This window comes from Paraburkholderia sp. PREW-6R (assembly GCF_039621805.1).
Classification (GTDB): domain Bacteria; phylum Pseudomonadota; class Gammaproteobacteria; order Burkholderiales; family Burkholderiaceae; genus Paraburkholderia.
In genome coordinates this window covers 1,424,649-1,443,966 of sequence record NZ_CP155074.1, presented here as the reverse complement: position 1 = coordinate 1,443,966, position 19,318 = coordinate 1,424,649, and the positions used below count along the sequence as shown (strand labels likewise).

Annotated in this window: 20 protein-coding genes; 9 read left to right on the top strand and 11 right to left on the bottom strand. The window is 62.0% G+C overall.

Translation table 11 applies throughout. From position 1 onward, the window contains the following. Nucleotides 1-44 precede the first annotated feature (44 nt). Genes hpaE through AAGS40_RS21610 form a run of 3 tightly spaced genes read right to left on the bottom strand, consistent with a single transcriptional unit; the run spans nucleotide 45 to nucleotide 3,061 of the window. On the bottom strand, nucleotides 45-1,502 hold the full coding sequence (gene hpaE / locus AAGS40_RS21620; protein ID WP_345814871.1) for a 5-carboxymethyl-2-hydroxymuconate semialdehyde dehydrogenase: 1,458 nt from the start codon (nucleotides 1,500-1,502) through the stop codon (nucleotides 45-47). A gap of 30 nt (nucleotides 1,503-1,532) precedes the next feature. Further along, nucleotides 1,533-2,291, bottom strand: coding sequence for a fumarylacetoacetate hydrolase family protein (locus AAGS40_RS21615; protein WP_345814869.1), 759 nt, complete (start codon nucleotides 2,289-2,291; stop codon nucleotides 1,533-1,535). After that, nucleotides 2,288-3,061 (bottom strand): fumarylacetoacetate hydrolase family protein, encoded by a 774-nt coding sequence (locus tag AAGS40_RS21610; RefSeq protein ID WP_345814868.1) that lies wholly within the window; start codon nucleotides 3,059-3,061, stop codon nucleotides 2,288-2,290. Before AAGS40_RS21610 ends, AAGS40_RS21615 begins: the two co-directional genes overlap by 4 nt. A gap of 180 nt (nucleotides 3,062-3,241) precedes the next feature. Here AAGS40_RS21610 and hpaR point away from each other — a divergent pair, with 180 nt between their 5' ends. Next, on the top strand, nucleotides 3,242-3,649 hold the full coding sequence (gene hpaR / locus AAGS40_RS21605) for a homoprotocatechuate degradation operon regulator HpaR (RefSeq protein ID WP_345814866.1): 408 nt from the start codon (nucleotides 3,242-3,244) through the stop codon (nucleotides 3,647-3,649). 42 nt (nucleotides 3,650-3,691) lie between these two features. On the opposite strand, the gene AAGS40_RS21600 is transcribed toward hpaR, so the two are convergent. The 3 genes from AAGS40_RS21600 to AAGS40_RS21590 form a co-directional block, all read right to left on the bottom strand. Beyond that, complete coding sequence (locus tag AAGS40_RS21600; protein WP_345814863.1) at nucleotides 3,692-4,828, bottom strand: DSD1 family PLP-dependent enzyme; 1,137 nt, start codon at nucleotides 4,826-4,828, stop codon at nucleotides 3,692-3,694. 4 nt (nucleotides 4,829-4,832) lie between these two features. Continuing rightward, nucleotides 4,833-5,510: an HAD-IA family hydrolase gene (locus AAGS40_RS21595; protein ID WP_345814862.1), complete on the bottom strand. Its 678-nt coding sequence runs from the start codon at nucleotides 5,508-5,510 to the stop codon at nucleotides 4,833-4,835. A gap of 129 nt (nucleotides 5,511-5,639) precedes the next feature. Next, on the bottom strand, nucleotides 5,640-6,545 hold the full coding sequence (locus tag AAGS40_RS21590; protein WP_345814860.1) for a LysR family transcriptional regulator: 906 nt from the start codon (nucleotides 6,543-6,545) through the stop codon (nucleotides 5,640-5,642). Nucleotides 6,546-6,749: 204 nt separating this feature from the next. Here AAGS40_RS21590 and AAGS40_RS21585 point away from each other — a divergent pair, with 204 nt between their 5' ends. Continuing rightward, nucleotides 6,750-7,847 carry a hypothetical protein gene (locus AAGS40_RS21585; protein WP_345814859.1) on the top strand — a complete coding sequence of 366 codons (1,098 nt, stop codon included), beginning with the start codon at nucleotides 6,750-6,752 and terminating at the stop codon, nucleotides 7,845-7,847. Nucleotides 7,848-7,986: 139 nt separating this feature from the next. Further along, nucleotides 7,987-9,510 (top strand): CoA-acylating methylmalonate-semialdehyde dehydrogenase, encoded by a 1,524-nt coding sequence (locus AAGS40_RS21580; RefSeq protein ID WP_345814857.1) that lies wholly within the window; start codon nucleotides 7,987-7,989, stop codon nucleotides 9,508-9,510. A gap of 1 nt (nucleotide 9,511) precedes the next feature. Here the strand turns inward: AAGS40_RS21580 and AAGS40_RS21575 are convergent, their stop codons facing one another. From AAGS40_RS21575 to AAGS40_RS21565, 3 genes are all read right to left on the bottom strand, one after another. Beyond that, complete coding sequence (locus AAGS40_RS21575) at nucleotides 9,512-10,855, bottom strand: MFS transporter (RefSeq protein ID WP_345814856.1); 1,344 nt, start codon at nucleotides 10,853-10,855, stop codon at nucleotides 9,512-9,514. A gap of 50 nt (nucleotides 10,856-10,905) precedes the next feature. Beyond that, complete coding sequence (locus tag AAGS40_RS21570; protein ID WP_345814855.1) at nucleotides 10,906-11,466, bottom strand: isochorismatase family protein; 561 nt, start codon at nucleotides 11,464-11,466, stop codon at nucleotides 10,906-10,908. An 84-nt stretch (nucleotides 11,467-11,550) separates the two neighbouring features. Then, nucleotides 11,551-12,003: a MarR family transcriptional regulator gene (locus AAGS40_RS21565; protein WP_345814853.1), complete on the bottom strand. Its 453-nt coding sequence runs from the start codon at nucleotides 12,001-12,003 to the stop codon at nucleotides 11,551-11,553. A 205-nt stretch (nucleotides 12,004-12,208) separates the two neighbouring features. Here AAGS40_RS21565 and AAGS40_RS21560 point away from each other — a divergent pair, with 205 nt between their 5' ends. The 3 genes from AAGS40_RS21560 to AAGS40_RS21550 are packed head-to-tail and all read left to right on the top strand — an operon-like array spanning nucleotide 12,209 to nucleotide 13,582. Continuing rightward, on the top strand, nucleotides 12,209-12,670 hold the full coding sequence (locus AAGS40_RS21560) for a VOC family protein (protein ID WP_345814852.1): 462 nt from the start codon (nucleotides 12,209-12,211) through the stop codon (nucleotides 12,668-12,670). A gap of 4 nt (nucleotides 12,671-12,674) precedes the next feature. Continuing rightward, entirely contained in the window at nucleotides 12,675-13,013 is a 339-nt protein-coding gene (locus AAGS40_RS21555; protein WP_345814851.1) for a winged helix-turn-helix domain-containing protein, read from the top strand. Then, nucleotides 13,010-13,582 (top strand): GNAT family N-acetyltransferase, encoded by a 573-nt coding sequence (locus tag AAGS40_RS21550; protein ID WP_345814850.1) that lies wholly within the window; start codon nucleotides 13,010-13,012, stop codon nucleotides 13,580-13,582. Before AAGS40_RS21555 ends, AAGS40_RS21550 begins: the two co-directional genes overlap by 4 nt. Before the next feature lie 145 nt (nucleotides 13,583-13,727). Here the strand turns inward: AAGS40_RS21550 and AAGS40_RS21545 are convergent, their stop codons facing one another. Beyond that, complete coding sequence (locus AAGS40_RS21545) at nucleotides 13,728-14,789, bottom strand: alkene reductase (protein WP_345814848.1); 1,062 nt, start codon at nucleotides 14,787-14,789, stop codon at nucleotides 13,728-13,730. Nucleotides 14,790-14,877: 88 nt separating this feature from the next. Then, nucleotides 14,878-15,195, bottom strand: a complete 318-nt coding sequence (locus AAGS40_RS21540) for a helix-turn-helix transcriptional regulator (protein ID WP_345814847.1) — start codon at nucleotides 15,193-15,195, stop codon at nucleotides 14,878-14,880. A gap of 503 nt (nucleotides 15,196-15,698) precedes the next feature. On the opposite strand from AAGS40_RS21540, the gene AAGS40_RS21535 reads away from it, so the two are divergent. From AAGS40_RS21535 to AAGS40_RS21525, 3 genes are all read left to right on the top strand, one after another. Next, nucleotides 15,699-17,489 carry a bifunctional diguanylate cyclase/phosphodiesterase gene (locus AAGS40_RS21535; RefSeq protein WP_345814844.1) on the top strand — a complete coding sequence of 597 codons (1,791 nt, stop codon included), beginning with the start codon at nucleotides 15,699-15,701 and terminating at the stop codon, nucleotides 17,487-17,489. Between the two features lie 145 nt (nucleotides 17,490-17,634). Beyond that, entirely contained in the window at nucleotides 17,635-18,024 is a 390-nt protein-coding gene (locus AAGS40_RS21530) for a phosphonate transporter (RefSeq protein WP_345814843.1), read from the top strand. Nucleotides 18,025-18,038: 14 nt separating this feature from the next. Continuing rightward, nucleotides 18,039-19,301 (top strand): sensor domain-containing diguanylate cyclase, encoded by a 1,263-nt coding sequence (locus AAGS40_RS21525; protein ID WP_345814842.1) that lies wholly within the window; start codon nucleotides 18,039-18,041, stop codon nucleotides 19,299-19,301. The last annotated feature ends 17 nt before the right edge of the window (nucleotides 19,302-19,318 follow it).

The window sequence follows — 19,318 nt, the reverse complement described above, 5'->3', positions numbered from 1 at the left end:
GTCTCCAGTTTGTGCCACGCGCGCATCGCGCCGGCACCGATGGTTCAAACGCCCCAGCGCGGAATGTGGTGCGAGCCGAGCGACACGCACACGTTCTTCGGTTCGAGGAACACTTCGTAGCTCCACGTGCCGCCTTCACGGCCGACGCCCGATGCCTTCGTGCCGCCGAACGGTTGCCGCAGATCACGTACGTTCTGGCTGTTCACGAAACACATGCCGGCTTCAACGGCTGCCGCCACGCGCAATGCGCGACCGCTGCTTTCAGTCCAGATATAGCTCGACAGACCGTAGCAGATGTCGTTGGCGAGCCTGATCGCATCGGCTTCGTCGTCGAATGGAATCAGGCACGCTACGGGGCCGAAAATCTCTTCCTGCGCAATGCGCATGCGATTGTCCACGTCGACGAACACGGTGGGTTGCACGAAATTGCCTTTGCGCATGGCGTCGGACAGTTCCGGCGTGTCGAGGCCGCCGCACGCGAGCGTCGCGCCTTCTTTCGGACCGAGCTCGATGTAACTGCGCACCTTCGCGAGGTGGCCCTGGCTGATCATTGGGCCGACGATCGTCTTGTCGGCGAGCGGGTCGCCCACCGTCAGACGCTTCGCGCGCTCGATGAAACGCTCGGCAAAACGCGCGTAAATCGAGCGTTGCACGAGAATTCGCGAACCCGCGGTGCAGCGCTCGCCATTGTTCGAGAAGATCATGAAAACGGCGGCGTCGAGCGCGCGCTCGAAGTCGGCGTCGTCGAAAATCACGAACGGCGATTTGCCGCCGAGTTCCATTGAAAACTTTTTCAGCCCGGCGGTTTGCACGATGCGGTTGCCCGTGGCCGTGGACCCCGTGAACGACACCGCGTGAACGTCCGGATGCGCGACCAGCGGTTCGCCGGTTTCCTTGCCGAAGCCGTGCACGACGTTCAGCACGCCCGCCGGAATGCCGGCTTCCAGTGCAAGGTTGCCCAGCATCGACGCCGTCACGGGCGACAGTTCGCTCATCTTGAGCACGGCGGTGTTGCCGAATGCGAGGCAGGGCGCGACCTTCCAGGTCGCCGTCATGAACGGCACGTTCCACGGCGAGATCAGCGCGCACACGCCGACCGGATGGAACAGCGTGTAGTTCAGATGCGTATCGGTGGGATACGTGTGGCCGTCCACACGCGTACACATCTCGGCGAAGTAGCTGAAGTTGTCGGCGGCGCGCGGCACGAGCTGCTTGCGCGTTTGCGAGATCGTCTGGCCTGTGTCCTTCGTTTCGTTTTCCGAAATTTCAGGCACGTTCTTCGCGATCAACTCGCCGAGCTTTCGGATCAGCTTCGCACGCTCGGCGGCGGGTCTCGCGGCCCACGCGGGAAACGCGTCCTTCGCCGCGCGCACCGCCGCGTCCACTTGCTCCGCGCCACCGCGCGCCACTTCGGCGAGCACGTCCTGCGTGGCCGGATTCACCGTTTCGAAATAGTCGTGGGCCGCGGCTGCCTTGCCGTTGATCAGATGGTCGATTCGCATTGCATTGTCCTTCCCATGTAGGGCCGCCGATCAGTCGCGGTTGAAGTCCGCGTCCGATGCAATCGTGTTGACGAGACGGCCCAGGCCGTCGATCTCGCAAACCACTTCGTCGCCCGCATTGACGTTGACGATGCCTTCCGGTGTGCCGGTCAGGATCACGTCGCCGGGCGCGAGCGTCATGAAGCTGCTCAGGTATTCGATCAGCGCCGGAATGTCCGTGACGAGATCGCGCGTATTGCCATGCTGCTGGCGCGTGCCGTTCACGAACGTACGCAGTTCGAGCTGCGTAACGTCCTGCACGTCGGCCGCGTCGACGAACCAGGGGCCGAGCACCGTGCCGCCGTCGCGATTCTTCACGCGCAGGTTGGGACGGTAGTAGTTTTCGAGGTAATCGCGAATGGCGTAGTCGTTCGCGATCATGTAGCCCGCGACGTGCTGCATCGCATGTTTACGCTTGACGTTCTGCGCAGTCTGCCCGATCACCACGGCAAGTTCGCACTCGTAGTGCATGAAGGCGACACCGGCAGGGCGGCGTGTGAAGCCGCGATGGCCGATGACCGTGCCCGGTCCCTTCAGGAACACGAGCGGTTCTTCCTGCTTGTTGAACTGCAATTCCTTCGCATGTTCAGCGTAGTTCAGACCGAGTGCGAAGATCGTGCCGACTTCGATTGGCGCGAGCCATACCACTTCGTCCTCACGACGCACGCGGCCGTCCGCGAGACGGACACCGTTCGCATCAGGATAGGCTTCGTGAATCGCGCCGGCATACGCAACACGGGCGCGCATCATGGCTGTTCTCCATTGCGATGCTCAGCCCCGGCAAACGAAACTTCGAGCGGCGGCAGCGCGCCGATCGACAGCACGGCGGTGTCGCCGATATGGGCGACCGGCGAGCCGAAAGGCACGCCCAACGTAAGGACGTCACCGGCGACAAGCGTCATGAAGTCCGTCACGTCCGCGAGAAGTTGTGCAACGTTGCGCACCGACGACGCAGTGCTCGCGCTGAATGTTGGCTGCGTACCGATCTGCACGCGAATCTCCAGATCGTCTGGCGATTGAATATGACGCGCTGCAACCACGGCCGGACCGACGGCGCAAAAATTGTCGCGCGCCCGAAAGCGCACTGACGGCCGGTACACGCTCGCGTGCGGCACGCTCAGATCGGCGACCAGCGTATAGCCGGCAACGTAGTCATGCGCATGCTCCACGCCGACGCGTGTTGCAGTGCGGCCTATCACGATGCCTAGCGACGCCCCGACTTCCACGCCCAGCGCGTCGTCGGGCACGACAACACGCGAGCGGTGTCCGGCAAGCGTATTACGTGGCTTCAGATACAGCACCGGCGCCTTGGGCGGCGCCTTGTATGGCGCGGCATTCATCGCGTCGCCGAGCGCTGCGAGCGCCGCGCGGTCGTTCAGCAACACGCCGTAGACTGCGCCGCTCACGGGCGCCCGGCAGGCAACGCCGCCGGCGAGGAGCGCCGCAGCCGTGGCTCTGTCGACATCGCGCGGCAATGCGTCGCCGGCGGGATGCAGCAGATGATCGGCAAGTGCAAACATGACTGGCTGTCTCCGGGAGAAAACACTAACATGTTAGTAGTATTGCGCTTGATATGATCCGGGGTCAATAGTCTGTCGGCTGATCGCGGGTTTTCCCTTAAGTTTTCGACAGGTGTATTCATCCAACCTTCAACTATGTCTGCAACCGCTTCCACACGAGTTTTGCACCGCAACCTGCCCATGTTGCTGCTGCGCGCCAGGGAAAAAATGATGGAGCGTTTTCGTCCGCTGATTACCGCGCACGGTCTGACGGAACAGCAGTGGCGCGTGATCCGCGCGCTCGACGAGCATGGGCCGATGGAACCCCGTCACATTTCCGATATCTGCACGATTTCGAGCCCGAGCATGGCGGGCGTGCTCGCGCGCATGGAGAGCATGGAACTGGTGACGAAGGAGCGTTTTGCGGAAGACCAGCGCCGCGTGCTCGTGTCGCTGACACCGACGAGCGTCGAACTGGTGCGCGTGATTTCGAAGGATCTCGAAGCGCATTACCGTGCGTTGGAGCGCAAGGTGGGACCGGAGATCGTCGAACGCGTCTATCGCGCGGTGGACGATCTGATCGCCGGACTCGAAGACGAAGAGGGGTAAGCGGTCACTCGGGCCGCGTTCGTCGCGTTCGTGATGCGCGTGTCACCAGCCGTGAAAGCGGCGCCACTCGACGCTTGCGCCATCCGGCGACACCGCGTGATACTCGGGAAATTGCGCGCCGGTGGCGCACGCATGGTTCGGCAGAATGCGTAACTTCATGCCTAACGGGAAGTGCTGCGTGACGTCTTCCGTTGGCGCGCTTTCGTCGATGGGCGACAGAATGCCGTGCTCCTGATTTGCACCGCTGAGCAGATAGCCGGTCAGCGGCGTGCCGTTCAGCAGGCATGGCACGCCATAGCCGTAGTCGTGCGACTGTTTCGACGTGCCACGATCGCGGCTCATCGCCATCCAGCCCGCGTCGAGTATGGCCCAGCCTTTTTCCGGCTGATGCCCGATTACGGTGGCCAGTACGCTCAGCGCAATGTCGTCGAGCGCGCAGACGCCCACGTTGTGCATCACCAGATCGAACAGCACATAGACGCCCGCGCGCACCTCGGTCACGCCTTCGAGTTGCGTGGCGGCGAGCGCGGTGGGGGTCGAGCCGACGCTGACGGCCGGACACGCAATGCCCGCGTCGCGCAAACGCTGCGCCGCCCGCACACAGCCTGCGCGCTCCTGTTCGGCGAGGGCGGCGAGCGCATCGGGCGTGTTCAGTTCGTAGCTCGATCCGGCGTGAGTCATCACGCCGCCCACGGTTACGCCGTTCTCGTGCAGGATGCGCCCGACTTCGAGCAGCGTGTGCTGCTCCGGCGTGATGCCGGAGCGGTGACCGTCCGTATCGACCTCGATCCACACCTCGAAGGTTTCGCCATGCTGGTCGCCGAATGCGGCGATCGCGGCGGCGGCGGCCGGATTGTCGACGACGAGCTTCAGCTTGCAGCCCTGGCGGCGCAGCGCGAGCGCACGCGGCAGTTTGGATGGCGCGATGCTCACCGCGTACAGAATATCGTCCACTCCGGCGGCGAAAAACGCCTCCGCTTCCTTCAGCGTGGAAACAGTGATCCCGCGTGCGCCCGCAGCGATCTGCGCGCGGACCACGTCGAGACATTTGGTGGTTTTCACATGCGGACGGAACGCGACGCCAAGCGTGTTCATGTGCGCCTGCATGCGTGCGATGTTCCTCTGCATCCGGGCGACGTCGATTAACGCGGCCGGGGTGTCGATCTGTTCGAGTTTCATGCTTTCACCGGGGAATGAGATGAGGCTCGTGAAGGCCAAAGCGGCTGAGCCACGGGACCAGATCGTCCAGTGTGCGCGCTTCGACCTCGGGCCGCTGCGCGCCCGCCACGGGCGGCAGGCCAATGCGGTTATGCCAGTAAGTCCGCAAGCCGACCGCGGCCGTGCCGAACATGTCGTAACTGGAGCCGGCGACGAATGCCGCGTGGCGTGCCGCTACGCCGAGTTTGTCGAGTGCAAGCCGGTAGGGCAGCGGGTCGGGTTTGTAGACGCCCGCTTCCTCGGCCGTGACGATAGCGTCCCACCGGACCGGAAAGCGTTGCGCCGCCTGTGCGCCAAGGCGCGCCGAGCAGTTGGTCACGATCGCCAGTTTGCAGTGCGGCGCGAGCGCCTGAAGAGCGTCGAGCGCGCCGCTCCAGGGTGTCAGACCAGGCCAGTCGGCTTCGAGCGCGAGCGCGGCGGATTCCGGCAGGCCCACTTCCGTCGCGGCCTCGCGAACCAGTTGCTCGTACGCAATGTAGCGGCCGCATCCGTAAGTTTTTCGCAGATAGGCGGCGCGCCATGCGCGGCCGGTCTGCTCGGAGCCGGCCGCGCGATTCCATGATGTCCACGAATCGAGCAGCGCGGTCAGCAGGTCGAAGAGGACGGCCTTCGGAAAGGCGGAAGATGTGCAGGCGCTAGTCATGATCTGAAAGGCTTTGACGGTGAAACGATTATAAAGTCTCGCTGACCGCCTATTGTTCAGTTGGTCTGATTCATATATTCAGCGGCACTGAAACAAGCATGCGCGCGTACGGCGAAACATTGAGTGTCGTCATTTCCGCCACGGCGGCTGCGGTCTGAAACTGCTTTGCAGATAGTGCATGAACTGGCGCGTTCGCGCCGGCAGTCCGGTGCGCCGATGGGTCAGTGCAATCACATCGGCGTCTGGCGCTTTCCAGTCCGGCAGCAGGCGCACGAGTTTTCCTCTGGCGAGATCGTCGGCGACGTCCCATTCGGAGCGCAGGATGATGCCACGCCCTTCGCATGCCCACTGGCGGATCACGTCGCCGTCGTTGCAGCTGAGATGGGGCGCGACGCGCACGCTGCGGCGCGTGCGGCCCTTGCTGAACTGCCAGAGCGACACGTCTTCGCCGTTCTCGCGCAGCACGATGCATGGCAAGCCGCTTAAAGCGTCGGGCGACGCAGGTGTCCCCACGCGTTTGATCAGCGCAGGCGACGCGCACACGAAACGCCCGTTCGGTGCGATCGCATAGCCGACCAGGTTCGACACCGGCAACTCGCCGATATGCACGACAATATCGAAACGCTCCATCGCCTCGGTCAACGGCTGGTCCGATAACGTGAGCGCCACGTCGATATCGGGATTGTGTTGCTGGAACGCGGCAATCACGGGGGCAAGGTGACGCCGGCCAAAACCAAGCGGCGCATTGATTTTCAGCGTGCCGACTAGGCCGCCGCGACGCGCCTGCAAGTCCTCGAACAGCGAGTCGAACTGCTGCACGAGTTCCGCGCCGCGCTCGCACAGCAACGTGCCTTCTTCCGTGAAGCGCAAACGGCGCGCGGTCCTGGTCACCAGTTGCGTGCCCAGTTTCTTTTCGAGTTGCTGGAGCCGCTGGGTGACCGCCGATGGCGACAGCCCGAGCTTGCGCGCGGCGGCGAGCAGGCTGCCGCTGTCGCGAATGGTCAGCAGGAAGCGAATATCGGCGGAATCGTTCATGTGCGCTGCGTTGTGGTGCGAAGAAATGGCAGCTTAATGCGTTTGCGCAACGGGTTCCACTGCGCGTCGCCCGGCGCGTGCGTTGTCTGCGCCATTCAGGCAGGAGGTAAAGTGATGCCTGTGCCATGCTGCGGCATGGCAGCCGGCAGCATGCCCGTCGTTTGTTTCCCCTTTCGTATTGCTATTAATTGAAGAGAATGTCCAATGCCACCGTTATCTGGACCGTTGAATGATCCGTCGAACGCAACGGATCACGCCGAACGACAGGATGCGTTGAAACAGGCGATATTCCTGCACGCGGGCTGGCGCAGTGCGGGCACGTGGATCTGGTCGCGCCTGCGAGCGCTCGATCAGGTGACAGGGTTTTACGAACCGCTGAGCAACGTGCTTGCTGAGCTGAGCAGCGCCGACGTTGGCGCGTCGCGTCCCACGCTCACTTCGGGCCACCCACCGCTTGCCAAACCCTATTTCGACGAGTACCGGCCGTTTCTTCACGACGGCTCGCGCGGCGTAGCAGGCTACGACAGGCGCTTCAGCACGGATCGTTTTGGCAGCATACCGGACAGGGAATTCCCTGCATTACAGGCCTATCTGAGCACTCTGTGTCAGCACGCGGCGTCGCAGGGCAGCATGCCCGCATTCAAGTTCTGCCGCTCGTCAGGACGCTTGCCCTGGTTGCGCGACGCATTCCCGCACGCACTGCATGCGGCGGTGCTGCGCAATCCGGCATCGCAGTTCGCATCGGGTTGGCTCCTCAGTCAGCAATGGAGTAATCCGTTCTTCGTCGCCGCGCCGTTTCGCGTGCTCGGTCTGAATCAGGCGGAGCCATTGGTTAGAGAGGCAATCGGCATCTGTGACGTCAAATTGCCGCCGGTTCCCGTCACGTCGGAAGATGCCTATGCCATGGCGTGTGAACAGTACGCGCGCACGGCGGAAGGCAACAACGCGTACCGCGCTTTCCTCGCGCTTTGGATTCTCAGCGCGCTGCGTATGTCGCAGGGCGTCGATCTGTTGATCGATATTGACCGGCTCGGGCAGTCGCGCGACTACGCCACGACCGTCAGCGCGGCTTTCGCTGCGCAAAGCGGCGTGTCGCCCGACCTGAGCAGTGCGCGCGATCTGGTCGACGAAACGCGGCGAAGCGCGTCTCGTATGACCGGCATCGACGGGCGAGCAATGCGCGCAGTACATTCCGCGGCGCTCAGGTTTCTCAAGGCGCAGAACGGTGTCGATGCGAGCTTTGCTGAACTCGTCCGCGAAAAAATGGTGCTGGCGAACGAGTTGACCGACGCGTGGCGTTGACTCGCCTTCCAATACAGTTCAACCATGGAAAACAGTACAGTGTGGCGTGCTTTTACCCCGCTGTATCGGGCACAGGCGCGATGCCGTCGTTACAGTTTGCGCATCCCGACCGCGCAATTTCCGAACACGAGGTATGACGATGAACGCAGTGAACGAACAGGCGAACCTATCGGTGAAACAGCTAGGCCACTATATTGGCGGCGCGCCGGTCGCGCCGCAAAGCGGCCGTTTCAAGGACGTATTCAATCCCGCTACCGGTAAGGTGACTGGCTCGGTTGCACTTGCGTCCGTCGATGAAGTGAATGCGGCTGTGCAGGCCGCCAGGGCGGCGTTCCCGGCGTGGAGCGAAACGGCGCCAATCAAGCGCGCACGCATTCTGTTCCGGTTCAAGGAGTTGTTGAACCAGCATCACGACGAACTCGCCATGCTGATCACGCGCGAACACGGCAAGGTGTTCACCGACGCGCAAGGCGAAGTGGTGCGCGGCATCGAGGTGGTCGAATTCGCGTGTGGCATTCCCCAGCTGCTCAAGACCGACTTCACCGACCAGATCGGCGGCGGCATCGACAACTGGAATCTGCGGCAGGCGCTGGGCGTGGTCGCGGGCATCACGCCGTTCAATTTCCCGGTCATGGTGCCGATGTGGATGTTTCCGGTCGCGCTCGCATGCGGCAACACGTTCGTGCTCAAGCCGTCGGAGCGCGATCCGTCGGCGTCGCTGCGGCTGGCTGAACTGTTGAAGGAAGCAGGTCTGCCCGATGGCGTGTTCAACGTCGTGAACGGCGACAAGATTGCCGTAGATGCGCTGATCGATCATCCGGATGTGGCGGCGCTGTCGTTTGTCGGCTCCACGCCGATTGCCGCATACATTCACACCGAAGCGTCGAAGCGCGGCAAGCGCGTGCAGGCGCTCGGCGGCGCGAAGAACCATCTGGTGGTAATGCCGGACGCCGATCTGGACCAGGCGGTCGACGCGCTGATTGGCGCCGCGTACGGCTCGGCTGGCGAACGTTGTATGGCGATTTCCGTGGCGGTGGCGGTCGGCAACGTGGCGGACGCGCTGATCGAGAGGCTGGTGCCGCGCGTCGAATCGCTAGTGATCAAAAACGGCGAGCACCTCGACGCCGAAATGGGACCGTTGGTAACGGCCGAACATAAGGCGAAGGTCGTTGGCTATATCGACGTGGGCGTGGCGGAAGGCGCGAAGCTGATCGTCGATGGCCGCGCGCATCCGGTCGCGGGCGAAGAAGGCTTCTTCGTCGGCGGCACGCTGTTCGATCATGTGGGCACCGATATGAAGATCTATAAGGAAGAGATCTTCGGCCCTGTGCTGGCCGTGGTGCGCGTGCCCGACTTTGCGAGCGCCGTGGCGTTGATCAACGCACACGAATTCGGCAATGGCGTGTCGCTGTTCACGTCGGACGGCGGCGTGGCGCGTGCTTTCGGACGACAGATCCAGGTGGGCATGGTCGGCATCAACGTGCCGATTCCCGTGCCGATGGCTTGGCATTCGTTCGGCGGCTGGAAGCGATCGCTGTTTGGCGACCACCATGCGTACGGCGAAGAGGGCGTGCGTTTCTACACGCGTTATAAGAGCATCATGCAGCGCTGGCCGGACAGCATTGCGAAGGGCGCAGAATTCACGATGCCGGTGGCAAAGTAAGTCAGACCCCGGACGACGCGTCTTCTTCCGCCTCGCTCAGCACCGCGGCCTGGACGGCCGCGGCCGGGCTGACATGAGGCGGGGCCTGGCGCGGATCGTCGATGCTGTAGCGCAGCCGTCCGCCTTCGACATACACGCGCAGTTGCCGGTATCTGACGAGGTACAGCACGCCGACCAGCGCCGCCGCGATGCCGGATGCGGCGCCCACGCCAAGCGCCCAGCGCGGACCGAAATGATCGGCGACCCAGCCGACGACAGGCGCGCCAAGCGGCGTGCCGCCCAACGCAATGGCGAGCAGGATCGCAATGACACGGCCGCGCATGGCGGGCTCAGTGGTGAGTTGAACGAGACTGTTCGTGGAGGTGGTGAAGGTTTGCGTCGACACGCCGATCACCACGAGCACGAGGCCGAACAGCACGTAATTCGGCATGAGCGCGGCGACCGTGCAGCCGACCCCGAACAATGCGGCGGCGCCCAGCAGCAGCGCCATGCGCGGCTTCGCTCTGCGAGCGGCGAGCAGTGCGCCGGTGACCGAGCCGATTGCCATGGTCGAACTCAGCATGCCGTACTCGCTTGCGCCCGCATGGAACGCGGTGACGGACATGGTCGAAATGAAGATCGGGAAATTCAGACCGAATGTGCCGATCAGAAAGAGCATTAGCAGCGCCGCTTTGAGATCGGGGCGCTTCCATACATATTTGAACCCCTCCACGAAGCTGCCGCGCGTACGCACCGCGCGCGGCTTCAAATGCAATTCGTTCAGTCGCAGTAGTCGTAAAGAACACAGCACCGCGACGAACGACAGCGCGTTGATCAGAAACACCCACCCGGTACCCACGGATGCAATCAATAGCCCGGCGACGGCCGGCCCGATCATGCGAGCGGCGTTAAACGAAGTGGAGTTCAGTCCGACCGCATTCGACAGATCGTCCTCGCCGACGAGATCGGAAACGAAAGTCTGACGCGCAGGTGAGTCGAACGCGGTCACGCAGCCAAGCAGGCCGGCAAACAGGTAGACATGCCACAGTTTCACGAGCCCGGTGACGCTCAGGAGGCCCAGGCAAAGCGCCAGCGCGCCCATTGCCGCCTGTGTGCCGAACAACAGCTTGCGGCGGTCGAAATGATCCGCCGCATAGCCGGTTAGCGGCAGCAGCAGCATTTGCGGACCGAACTGCAGCGACATGACGATACCCACGGAGGTCGCGTTGTGATGCGTCAGCTCCGTGAGCACGAGCCAGTCTTGCGCCGTGCGTTGCATCCACGTACCCACGTTCGAGACGATCGCGCCACTCGCCCAGACGCGGTAGTTGAAGATGCGCAGCGAACGGAATGTACCGGTTAGCAAGGGATGTCGACCTCAGCAACGTGACACGGCGCGCAAGCTCGCACGCGCCTTCATGCGCGCGACCTGTCGAGCAGTTCGAGCACGTCTTGCGTCATGCCGGTTTCGCCGAGACGCGGGAAGATGCGCGTGATGCTGTTGTGATGCGCGTCGTTGTGCAGGTCGGTCATGGCGTCGGTCACGAGCGTGACATTCAGGCCGAGTTCGTGCGCATGACGCGCGGTGGATTCGACGCCGATGCTGGTGGCGACGCCCACGAGCACGATCTGCGTGACGCCTTCGCCCTTCAGATACGCGTGGAGGTCCGTATTCGTGAACGCGCCCCATGTGCGTTTCGTGACGAGATGATCCGACGGTTGCCGATTGAGTTCAGGCACGAGATCGGTGAAACCCGGCGGAAACTCGCCGCCGCGCGCCTGGTCTGCGCGACCCGGCGCGCCGCCCGCGACGTTCACCAGTACGACGGGCAGCTTGTGACGGCGAAACGCGTCGGCCAATTGTGCCGAACGCTGGACCACGTCAGTGGTAGGGTGCGCGGTGGGCAGCGCAACAATGCCTTTTTGCAGATCGATGACCACCAGTGCGGTTTTGGGGTCGAGCGTAGTGATTGGCATGGTGTGCTCCTGTAGGTGACGGTGCATGAGTGAGGAAACGGCGGCCCGGGTCACGACCGGGTCCCGGCAGCGGACATTGAGCGCTTACGAGTCGACGAGGCGTTTCAGCAACGCGATGCCTTTGGCGAGTTGTTGCTGCTCGGTGGCGGAAAAACGCGTCTGCATGGTTCTGAACAGCCAGTCTTGACGTGCGGCGCGGCTTGCCTTGATCTTCTTGCGAAAGGCTGGTGTAAGCGACAGAACGGTTTGCCGGCCGTCGGTCGGATCGGGCGTGCCGCTGACCAGTCCGGCTGCTTTCAGAACCGACAGCGTCTCGCCCATTGACTGTGGCCGCACGCCGTGCGCGCGCGCCAATGCGGTGACCGTGGCAGGCCCCTCGCGTTCCAGCAGGCCGAGAACCTGCGTTTGCGACGGCGTGAAGTCGCCGACGTGCGACTCTTCGCGCAAGCGCCGGCGCAACTTGCCGATTACCACGCGCAAGTCTTCCGCCACGGCGTGCAATGCATCGACTTCCACCGGGGAATCGTTCTTGCTCATGCTGAACCAGATAAGAAGGTTACCTTCAAAGGTTACCTTTGCATCGTTTCGCAGTCAAGATACCGGGATCAATCACGCCGCATGTCGGCATCGACGATGCGATCCAGTCCATCAATCACGCGTGCCGTGCCTTTCAGACCTCTTGCGTTCCGGTAGTGCTTAACTATAGTGTCGAATATCACCGTCTTGGAAAAGGGAGGCGATCATGAGTGAGCCGTTCCGTCGACCGTCGCTGGGCGCGGCTGTCTATTACGACGAACCGTTCGCAGCGCTTGACTGGCTCGAAGCCGCATTTGGTTTCGAGCGGAAAATGGTGATTACGGATGACGAAGGTCAACTGGGGCACTCGGAAATGCGCTTCGGAGACAGCTACGTCATGATCTGCCGCGCCAGCTTTGAAGATCGGGCAAGCCCGGCGGCGCTGGGCGGCAGGAACACGCAGTCGGTTCATGTGCAGTTGCGTGACGGCATCGACGAACACTATGCCCGTGCTCGTGCGGCGGGTGCTGTCATTACGCGCGAACTGGCGGACCAGTTCTACGGCGACCGCGTCTATGCGGCGCGCGATCCGGAGGGACATGTGTGGAGCTTCGGTCAGACTGTGCGCGAGGTATCGCGTGAAGAGGCGCAGCGCGCAAGCGGCTTGAACATCGAAGGGTGGGTATAGCCGCATGGCGCTGGCGACTCGCGCATCGCTCGATCGCACACTTGCCGCGCCCGCTGACCCGAACCGGCGGCAGGTGGTCGATCGGCTGGGCCGTCACCCGGTGCGTGCCGGCGAACTCGCGCAGGCCACCGGTTTATCGCCTCAGGCGATGAGCCGACGTCTTCGCGTCTTGCGCTCGAGTCACCTGATCGAAGAATCGCATGACAGCGTGGATGCACGGGTGCGCCCATACGTGCTGCGCGCTTTACCGACGAGCGAACTCAGGGCATGGCTGGAAGAAACCGAAGTACTGTGGTCGAGCCAGTTGCTCGCGTTCAACGCGCACGTGGAGAGCCGGGCGTGAGCGCGCGTGTGCAGGTCTCGGTGCAAGCCGGCACTCTTGCTGCCGTTACTTTCCGGCTTGCTACACCGGACGACGCGCAGGCCATTCGCGCGATCGAATTCGAAGCGGGGCAGCGCTTTCTCAGCGTCGGCCTCGCGGGTATCGCGGACGCCGCGCCAATGGACCTTGACTTCGTCAATCGCAAGATTCAAGCGTGCGAAATCCTGCTTGCGATAGATGTGAACGCAACGTGTGCTGGCTTCGTAATGTTCGAAGCGCAACCGGCGTGTTTTTACGTGCAGGAACTCGACGTGCTGACCTCGCATGCAGGCCGGCGTATCGGCGCGGCGCTGATCGAGCAGGTCGCGCAACTCGCGCGCGAACGAAAGAAGATGCGACTGAGATTGTCGACGTTTCGCGATGTGCCGTGGAATGCGCCTTACTATCGGCGCCTTGGCTTCCGCGATATGGCGGAAAGCGAATTCGACGCGGCATTGATCGCGCTGCGCGATGCACATATTGCACGTGGCCTCGACGAATCCAGACGCGTTTTCATGCAACGCGATCTCGTCCAGGCGAGGGATGATTGACGCCGCTAATTCCAGTGTTGCACACGGAGATAAAAAACGCGGCGGACCTGGCCGGACCGGGTCCAACCATTTCCGCCGCGTTATTTTTGCTATCCAGACGGGACGGCCATCATTCATCAGGCCGCCTAACCTCCGCTGCGCGCGTTTATTCCACTGTTTCCAGCGTCGGGTAATCGACGTAACCCGTTTCGCCGCGTGCGTAAAACGTGGCCGGATTCGGTTTGTTCAACGGTGCGTTCGTTTCGAAACGACGCACGAGATCCGGGTTAGCGATGAACAGTTGACCCCAGGCCACTGCATCCGCTTCGCCCGCGTCGAGTACCTGCTGTGCGGTTTCCTTCGTGAATTTTTCGTTCGCGATGTACGGGCCGCCGAAAGCCTCCTTGAGCTGCGGACCGAGGCGATCGTCGCCCAGCGCCTCGCGCGCGGCGATGAACGCGATCTTGCGCTTGCCCAGTTCGCGGGCCACATAGCCGAACGTGCCGGCCGGGTCCGAATCGCCCATGGTGTGCGCATCGCGACGCGGCGCGAGATGCACACCGACGCGGCTTGCACCCCACACGCCAATGCATGCGTCCGTGACTTCGAGCATCAGACGTGCACGGTTTTCGATCGGGCCGCCATAAGCGTCCGTACGCTGATTGGTGCTGTCCTGCAGGAACTGGTCGAGCAGATAGCCGTTGGCGCCGTGCACTTCGACGCCGTCGAAACCGGCAGCCTTTGCGTTTTCCGCGCCTTTGCGGAAGGCTTCGACCACGTCGGCGATTTCATTGAGTTCGAGCGCGCGCGGCGTCACGTATTCGCGTTCCGGACGCACGAGGCTCACATGACCCTTTGCGGCAATGGCGCTCGGGGCGACCGGCAATTCGCCGTTGAGGAAGATCGGGTCGGAAATCCGGCCGACGTGCCACAGCTGCAGGAAAATTTTGCCGCCCGCTTCGTGCACAGCCTTGGTCACGAGCTTCCATCCCTCCACCTGTTCCTGTGACCAGATACCCGGCGTATCCGCATAGCCGACACCTTGCGGCGTAACGGAAGTCGCTTCACTGATAATGAGGCCGGCGGTTGCGCGCTCGGCGTAATAACGCGCCATTAACGCGTTCGGCACGCGGATTTCGCCGGCGCGTTGACGCGTGAGCGGCGCCATGATGATGCGGTTCGACAGTGTGATGTCACCGATTTGCAGTGGGTCGAAAAGAGTCGGCATAAAGATTCACCTTTGGCCGCGGGCTTGGCCCGGCCTGATAAACAGCACGAAGAAATGGCGAAAGAAACGCGGCGATGCAACGGATCGCTCAAAGCCTCGCATTCATGTGATCCAGGAACGCCTGGATCACTGGCTCGTTGCGCTTGAAAAACACCCATTGACCGACGCGTTTCGACGTGACAAGTCCCGCGCGCTGCAACGCCGCGAGATGCGCCGACACGGTGGACTGGGACAGACCGCAGCGTGCGTCGATCCTGCCTGCGCATACGCCGTAATCCAGCGGCAGCTCCTGGTCGGCGAAATGCGCGCCGGGCTCGCGCAGCCACCCGAGAATGTCCCGGCGTACCGGGTTGGCAAGGGCTTTGTGGATCGCGTCGATATCGATCGTCTTTGCGGTGTGTTTCATGGTCGTCAACAACATGCAAGTTCGCGCGCCGGATGGTGCGCAAATGCGTGCATCGCTACAGAGCGAATCATATATCGTAGTTTAACGATATGCACGATGGCACTACTGGGCCTGGGGGAATGGGTTATGGCGTGCGAGGCAGGTTTTAGCTTATGTTGTTACAGTCAGGGGGCCATTCAGATTTTCACTGGGACGCCGTAAACCTGTCAGCGGGCACGCCGGTTAGACGGGGACTGATTAGCGACGACATAAGCACGCGCTGTCAGACGGTACGAACCGGCACGTGTCTTCCGAAATGAGCAATGGAAAGTGCGACCCCGCAGCCGACGGCAACTTTTACGATGACCGTCTAACACCCACGTTCATCATCTGAATTCGAACGGATATGCAAGGTCTGACGGATGGCACCGACTAGAAAAGGATTCGATTGTGCAGCGCTTGAGGACCCGGCCGTACATTTGTCGTTGGTATCGACAAACGACCAGGGTGGGGGCAGCGCCGCAGTGACGGTTACCGAGCAAACGCCCGGTTCGACGGCGGGTGGTCAGCTGGACCCCAACGAGGCATTGATGCAGTTTCTGTATCGTGCCCCAATAGGCCTGCTCCAGATCCAGGCCGACGGAGTGATCGAGATGATCAATCCGATGTCGGCAAGGCTGCTCATGCCGCTGTCGTCGAACGGCAGTCTGGACAATCTGTTCGATGTCCTTGGGACAGTCGCGCCGCAACTCCGGCAGATGGTACTTGCATTCAACGAAGCCTCGGGTTCGATATGCGACGCGATGCGCGTGGAAACGCCCGCGTCGGGTGACGACAACCGGCCTTTGCAGGTTCTCTCGGTAAGCCTGCTCAAGCTGGACGAAAGCCGGCTGATGGCAATGGTCAACGACGTCACGAGCGAGGCGCTGCGTGAACAGTCGGTGTTGAACGCCAGGCTAGGGGAGGCAGCACGCCTCGACAAAGTCACCAGGATGCCGAACCGCACTTCGCTACGGGAGTTTGTCGAGCGCGCGATCGAGCGCCAGGGTGAGGACCCCAGTCGCCAGTTCTCAGTGCTATTCATGAACTGCGATCGTTTCAGGCAGATAAACGATTCACTCGGTCATGCGGCTGGCGATCAGGTGCTCGCACAGATTGCCCGGCGGTTGCAGACCATCGTGCATCCGTCTGACGGCGAAGACTTCGGCCGCGGCAGTGAGAGAATGGCCGGGCGCCTGGGCAGTGATGAGTTCGTCGTCGTGCTATGCGATGCGAACTCGGAGTCGGGCGTCTGCGCTGTCGCACAGAACATTCTCGACGCGTTGAGTCTGCCGTATCGCGTTCAGGATCGGGAGTCGCGACTGAGCGTCAGCATGGGCATTGTCCTCGTTGCGGCTTCGAATCAGGACGCCGATACGGTACTGCAGGAAGCCAGTATCGCCATGGTAGAGGCCAAGCGCAGCGGCGGCGCGCGTTTCGTGCGTTTCGAGCCCTCCATGCACGAACGCGCGGCCCGTCGAGGCGAGCTGGAAAACGATCTGCACCGTGCCATCGTCGAGCGACAATTTTTCGTGGTCTATCAGCCGGTCGTGGCGCTTCAACAGGCCGGCGACGAGGCCTGTCGGCCGCCGTACAGCGCAGGGGTCGAGGCGCTGGTGCGGTGGCACCATCCGGTCAGGGGCGTCGTGCCGCCCGTCGAATTCGTCGGCGTCGCGGAAGAATGCGGCGCTATCGGCGCACTGGGGGAATTCGTCCTGTCTACCGCGTGTCACCAGTTCGTCGCCTGGCAAACCGAATTGGGACGCACGGCGCCGCGCCTGCTTGCGGTCAATCTGTCGCGGGCTCAATTGAACGATGATGGTTTCGTCGCGATGGTATCCCGCTTGCTCAAGCAGAGCGGGATGCCGCCGCGCCAGCTGCAGCTCGAAGTGACCGAGAGCCTCGCTGCGCAGGACGAATCCGTCAGGGCGAAACTGCGGGAGCTGAAAGCACTGGGCATCACACTGGCGCTCGATGACTTCGGCACCGGATACTCTTCGCTTTCCAGTCTGCATCAGCTGCCAGTCGACACCGTCAAGATCGATCGTTCATTCGTCTGCGAGGCGGTGACGAGCCCGCATCACCGGGTGCTTATTGAAGCGACCGTACGAGTGGCAGCCAGCCTGAGCATGGGAACTGTCGCCGAAGGCGTGGAGACCGACGCGCAGGCAAACGTCGTCCGCTCCCTGGGCTGCGAGAAAGGTCAGGGGTATCTGTTCAGCAAACCACTTCGCGCCGAAGATCTTGCTGCGTGGTTGAGCAATTCAGATCAGTGAACTGACGCCAGAGAGATCATGTCGGCAACATGCAAAGTGGAGCACGAAGCCGGATGACCGCTGGTGTGAGCGGCCGATCAAGTTATCGTGACGCCTGCCGTTATAAGAAAGAACAAATAACCGTGTTGCACATCGGAGATACTAAATGAACCAGGAAGCAATTCAGACCGAATCGTTCGGTTCGGTTTCGTTTGATCAACTGTCGGCGGCGGACGAGGGCACGCTGGATAGCCTTACTTTCGGGGTCATTGGTTTCGACCCGGCTTACATTGTCACGCACTACAACGCGGTCGAGTCGACAAGCGCAGGCCTTAGAAAAGCCCACGTCATCGGCAGGCATCTGTTCGAGGAGGTGGCGCCGTGCATGAACAATTTCATGGTCGCGCAACGCTTCGAGGACGAATCTGAACTCGACCAGGTGGTGCCCTATGTTCTGACGCTACGCATGCGGCCCACGCCGGTACAACTGAGACTGCTCAAGTCCAGCCGCAGCGACACCCGATTTCTGCTGGTCGAGCGAAAGGACGGCAAGTGACCTCCCCGGGTGGTGTGGATTTTTCGCTCGAGGCGGAACATGAAGCATTGCTGTCGTTCGTGTATCTGTCGCCAATCGGGATCATTCGCAGCGACGTGTCCGGCACGGTAGACATGCTGAATCCGCTCGCCGTGCAACTGCTGATGCCGATTTCTGGATCACGCGGGGTCGGCAACCTCTTCGAAAGTTTGAGTAGCGTTGCGCCCGAACTCCGCAACCTCGTCTCGAGTTTCAAGGCAGAAAGAGGGCCGGTCTGCGAAGGTCACCGGATACAGCTGACGCCGGTTGGCGAGCGCTCGACGGTGCTGTCCTGCAACGTCATCAAGCTCAACAGCGACACCTTGATGACCACGCTCACCGACATCACCCGCCAGGTCGAGGCCGAGCGCCGCGCCAGACAGCACGAGTCATGGCTGGCTGGTATCTACACGAGCGTCAACGACTTCACCTTCTTTACGCTGGATGCCGCCGGCAGGGTCGACAGCTGGAACAGTTCGATCGAGGAACTCACCGGCTATGCTGCTGACGAGGTGCTCGGTCAGACGCTTGACCGGTTCTATGCATCGGACGAGGCCGATCCTCATCGCTGCCCGGAGCACATCGCATTGAGCCGCGAGGAAGGCTGGCACATTCAGGAGTGCTGGTGCCAGAGCAAAAGCGGCAGGCGCTATGCTGCGCAGATTCTGGTCGCTGTGTTGCGCGAAGAGGATGGCGAATGTGCGGGGTATTCGGTCGTTTTGCGCGACGTGTCGGAACGCAAGATTTCAAGCGATGAACTGACGCGCCTCCTGACGACGGATCACCTGACGGGCGCTGTCAATCGCGCGCACTTTTTCAAGCTTGCAGAAAAGGAAGTCCAGCGAGCAAAACGCTTCGCGAAGCCGCTGTCCTTTGTGATGATCGACGCCGACCACTTCAAGCAGATCAATGACACAGCGGGGCATCAGGCGGGAGATCGTGTTCTGACGCGGATCGTACAGGTAGCCCGAGCCGGACTTCGGTCGATCGACGTTCTGGCGCGCCTTGGCGGCGAGGAATTCTGTTTGATGCTTCCGGGTACATCCGCCGAAGAGGCGTTCGTCATCGCCGACCGGGTTCGTCAGGCCATTGAGAACACTTGCCAGGACGTTTTCGATGCACAGGTGAAGGTAACCGTGAGCGCGGGTATAGCGTCTCTGACGAGCCCGGGCGACTCGCTCAACGACTTGATAGGATGGGCGGACAAGGCGCTCTATGAGGCGAAGTCATCCGGTCGCAACTGCGTGAAGGCCATCTGAGCGGAGCTAGCGAGTCC

Coding starts and splice junctions, on each gene's coding strand:
- AAGS40_RS21615 (WP_345814869.1), bottom strand. CDS start 2,291: ATGATGCGCGCCCGTGTTGCGTATGCCGGCGCGATTCACGAAGCCTAT.
- AAGS40_RS21585 (WP_345814859.1), top strand. CDS start 6,750: ATGCCACCGTTATCTGGACCGTTGAATGATCCGTCGAACGCAACGGAT.
- hpaR (WP_345814866.1), top strand. CDS start 3,242: ATGTTGCTGCTGCGCGCCAGGGAAAAAATGATGGAGCGTTTTCGTCCG.
- AAGS40_RS21595 (WP_345814862.1), bottom strand. CDS start 5,510: ATGACTAGCGCCTGCACATCTTCCGCCTTTCCGAAGGCCGTCCTCTTC.
- hpaE (WP_345814871.1), bottom strand. CDS start 1,502: ATGCGAATCGACCATCTGATCAACGGCAAGGCAGCCGCGGCCCACGAC.
- AAGS40_RS21570 (WP_345814855.1), bottom strand. CDS start 11,466: ATGCCAATCACTACGCTCGACCCCAAAACCGCACTGGTGGTCATCGAT.
- AAGS40_RS21590 (WP_345814860.1), bottom strand. CDS start 6,545: ATGAACGATTCCGCCGATATTCGCTTCCTGCTGACCATTCGCGACAGC.
- AAGS40_RS21600 (WP_345814863.1), bottom strand. CDS start 4,828: ATGAAACTCGAACAGATCGACACCCCGGCCGCGTTAATCGACGTCGCC.
- AAGS40_RS21565 (WP_345814853.1), bottom strand. CDS start 12,003: ATGAGCAAGAACGATTCCCCGGTGGAAGTCGATGCATTGCACGCCGTG.
- AAGS40_RS21530 (WP_345814843.1), top strand. CDS start 17,635: ATGAACCAGGAAGCAATTCAGACCGAATCGTTCGGTTCGGTTTCGTTT.
- AAGS40_RS21560 (WP_345814852.1), top strand. CDS start 12,209: ATGAGTGAGCCGTTCCGTCGACCGTCGCTGGGCGCGGCTGTCTATTAC.
- AAGS40_RS21540 (WP_345814847.1), bottom strand. CDS start 15,195: ATGAAACACACCGCAAAGACGATCGATATCGACGCGATCCACAAAGCC.
- AAGS40_RS21580 (WP_345814857.1), top strand. CDS start 7,987: ATGAACGCAGTGAACGAACAGGCGAACCTATCGGTGAAACAGCTAGGC.
- AAGS40_RS21555 (WP_345814851.1), top strand. CDS start 12,675: ATGGCGCTGGCGACTCGCGCATCGCTCGATCGCACACTTGCCGCGCCC.
- AAGS40_RS21610 (WP_345814868.1), bottom strand. CDS start 3,061: ATGTTTGCACTTGCCGATCATCTGCTGCATCCCGCCGGCGACGCATTG.
- AAGS40_RS21545 (WP_345814848.1), bottom strand. CDS start 14,789: ATGCCGACTCTTTTCGACCCACTGCAAATCGGTGACATCACACTGTCG.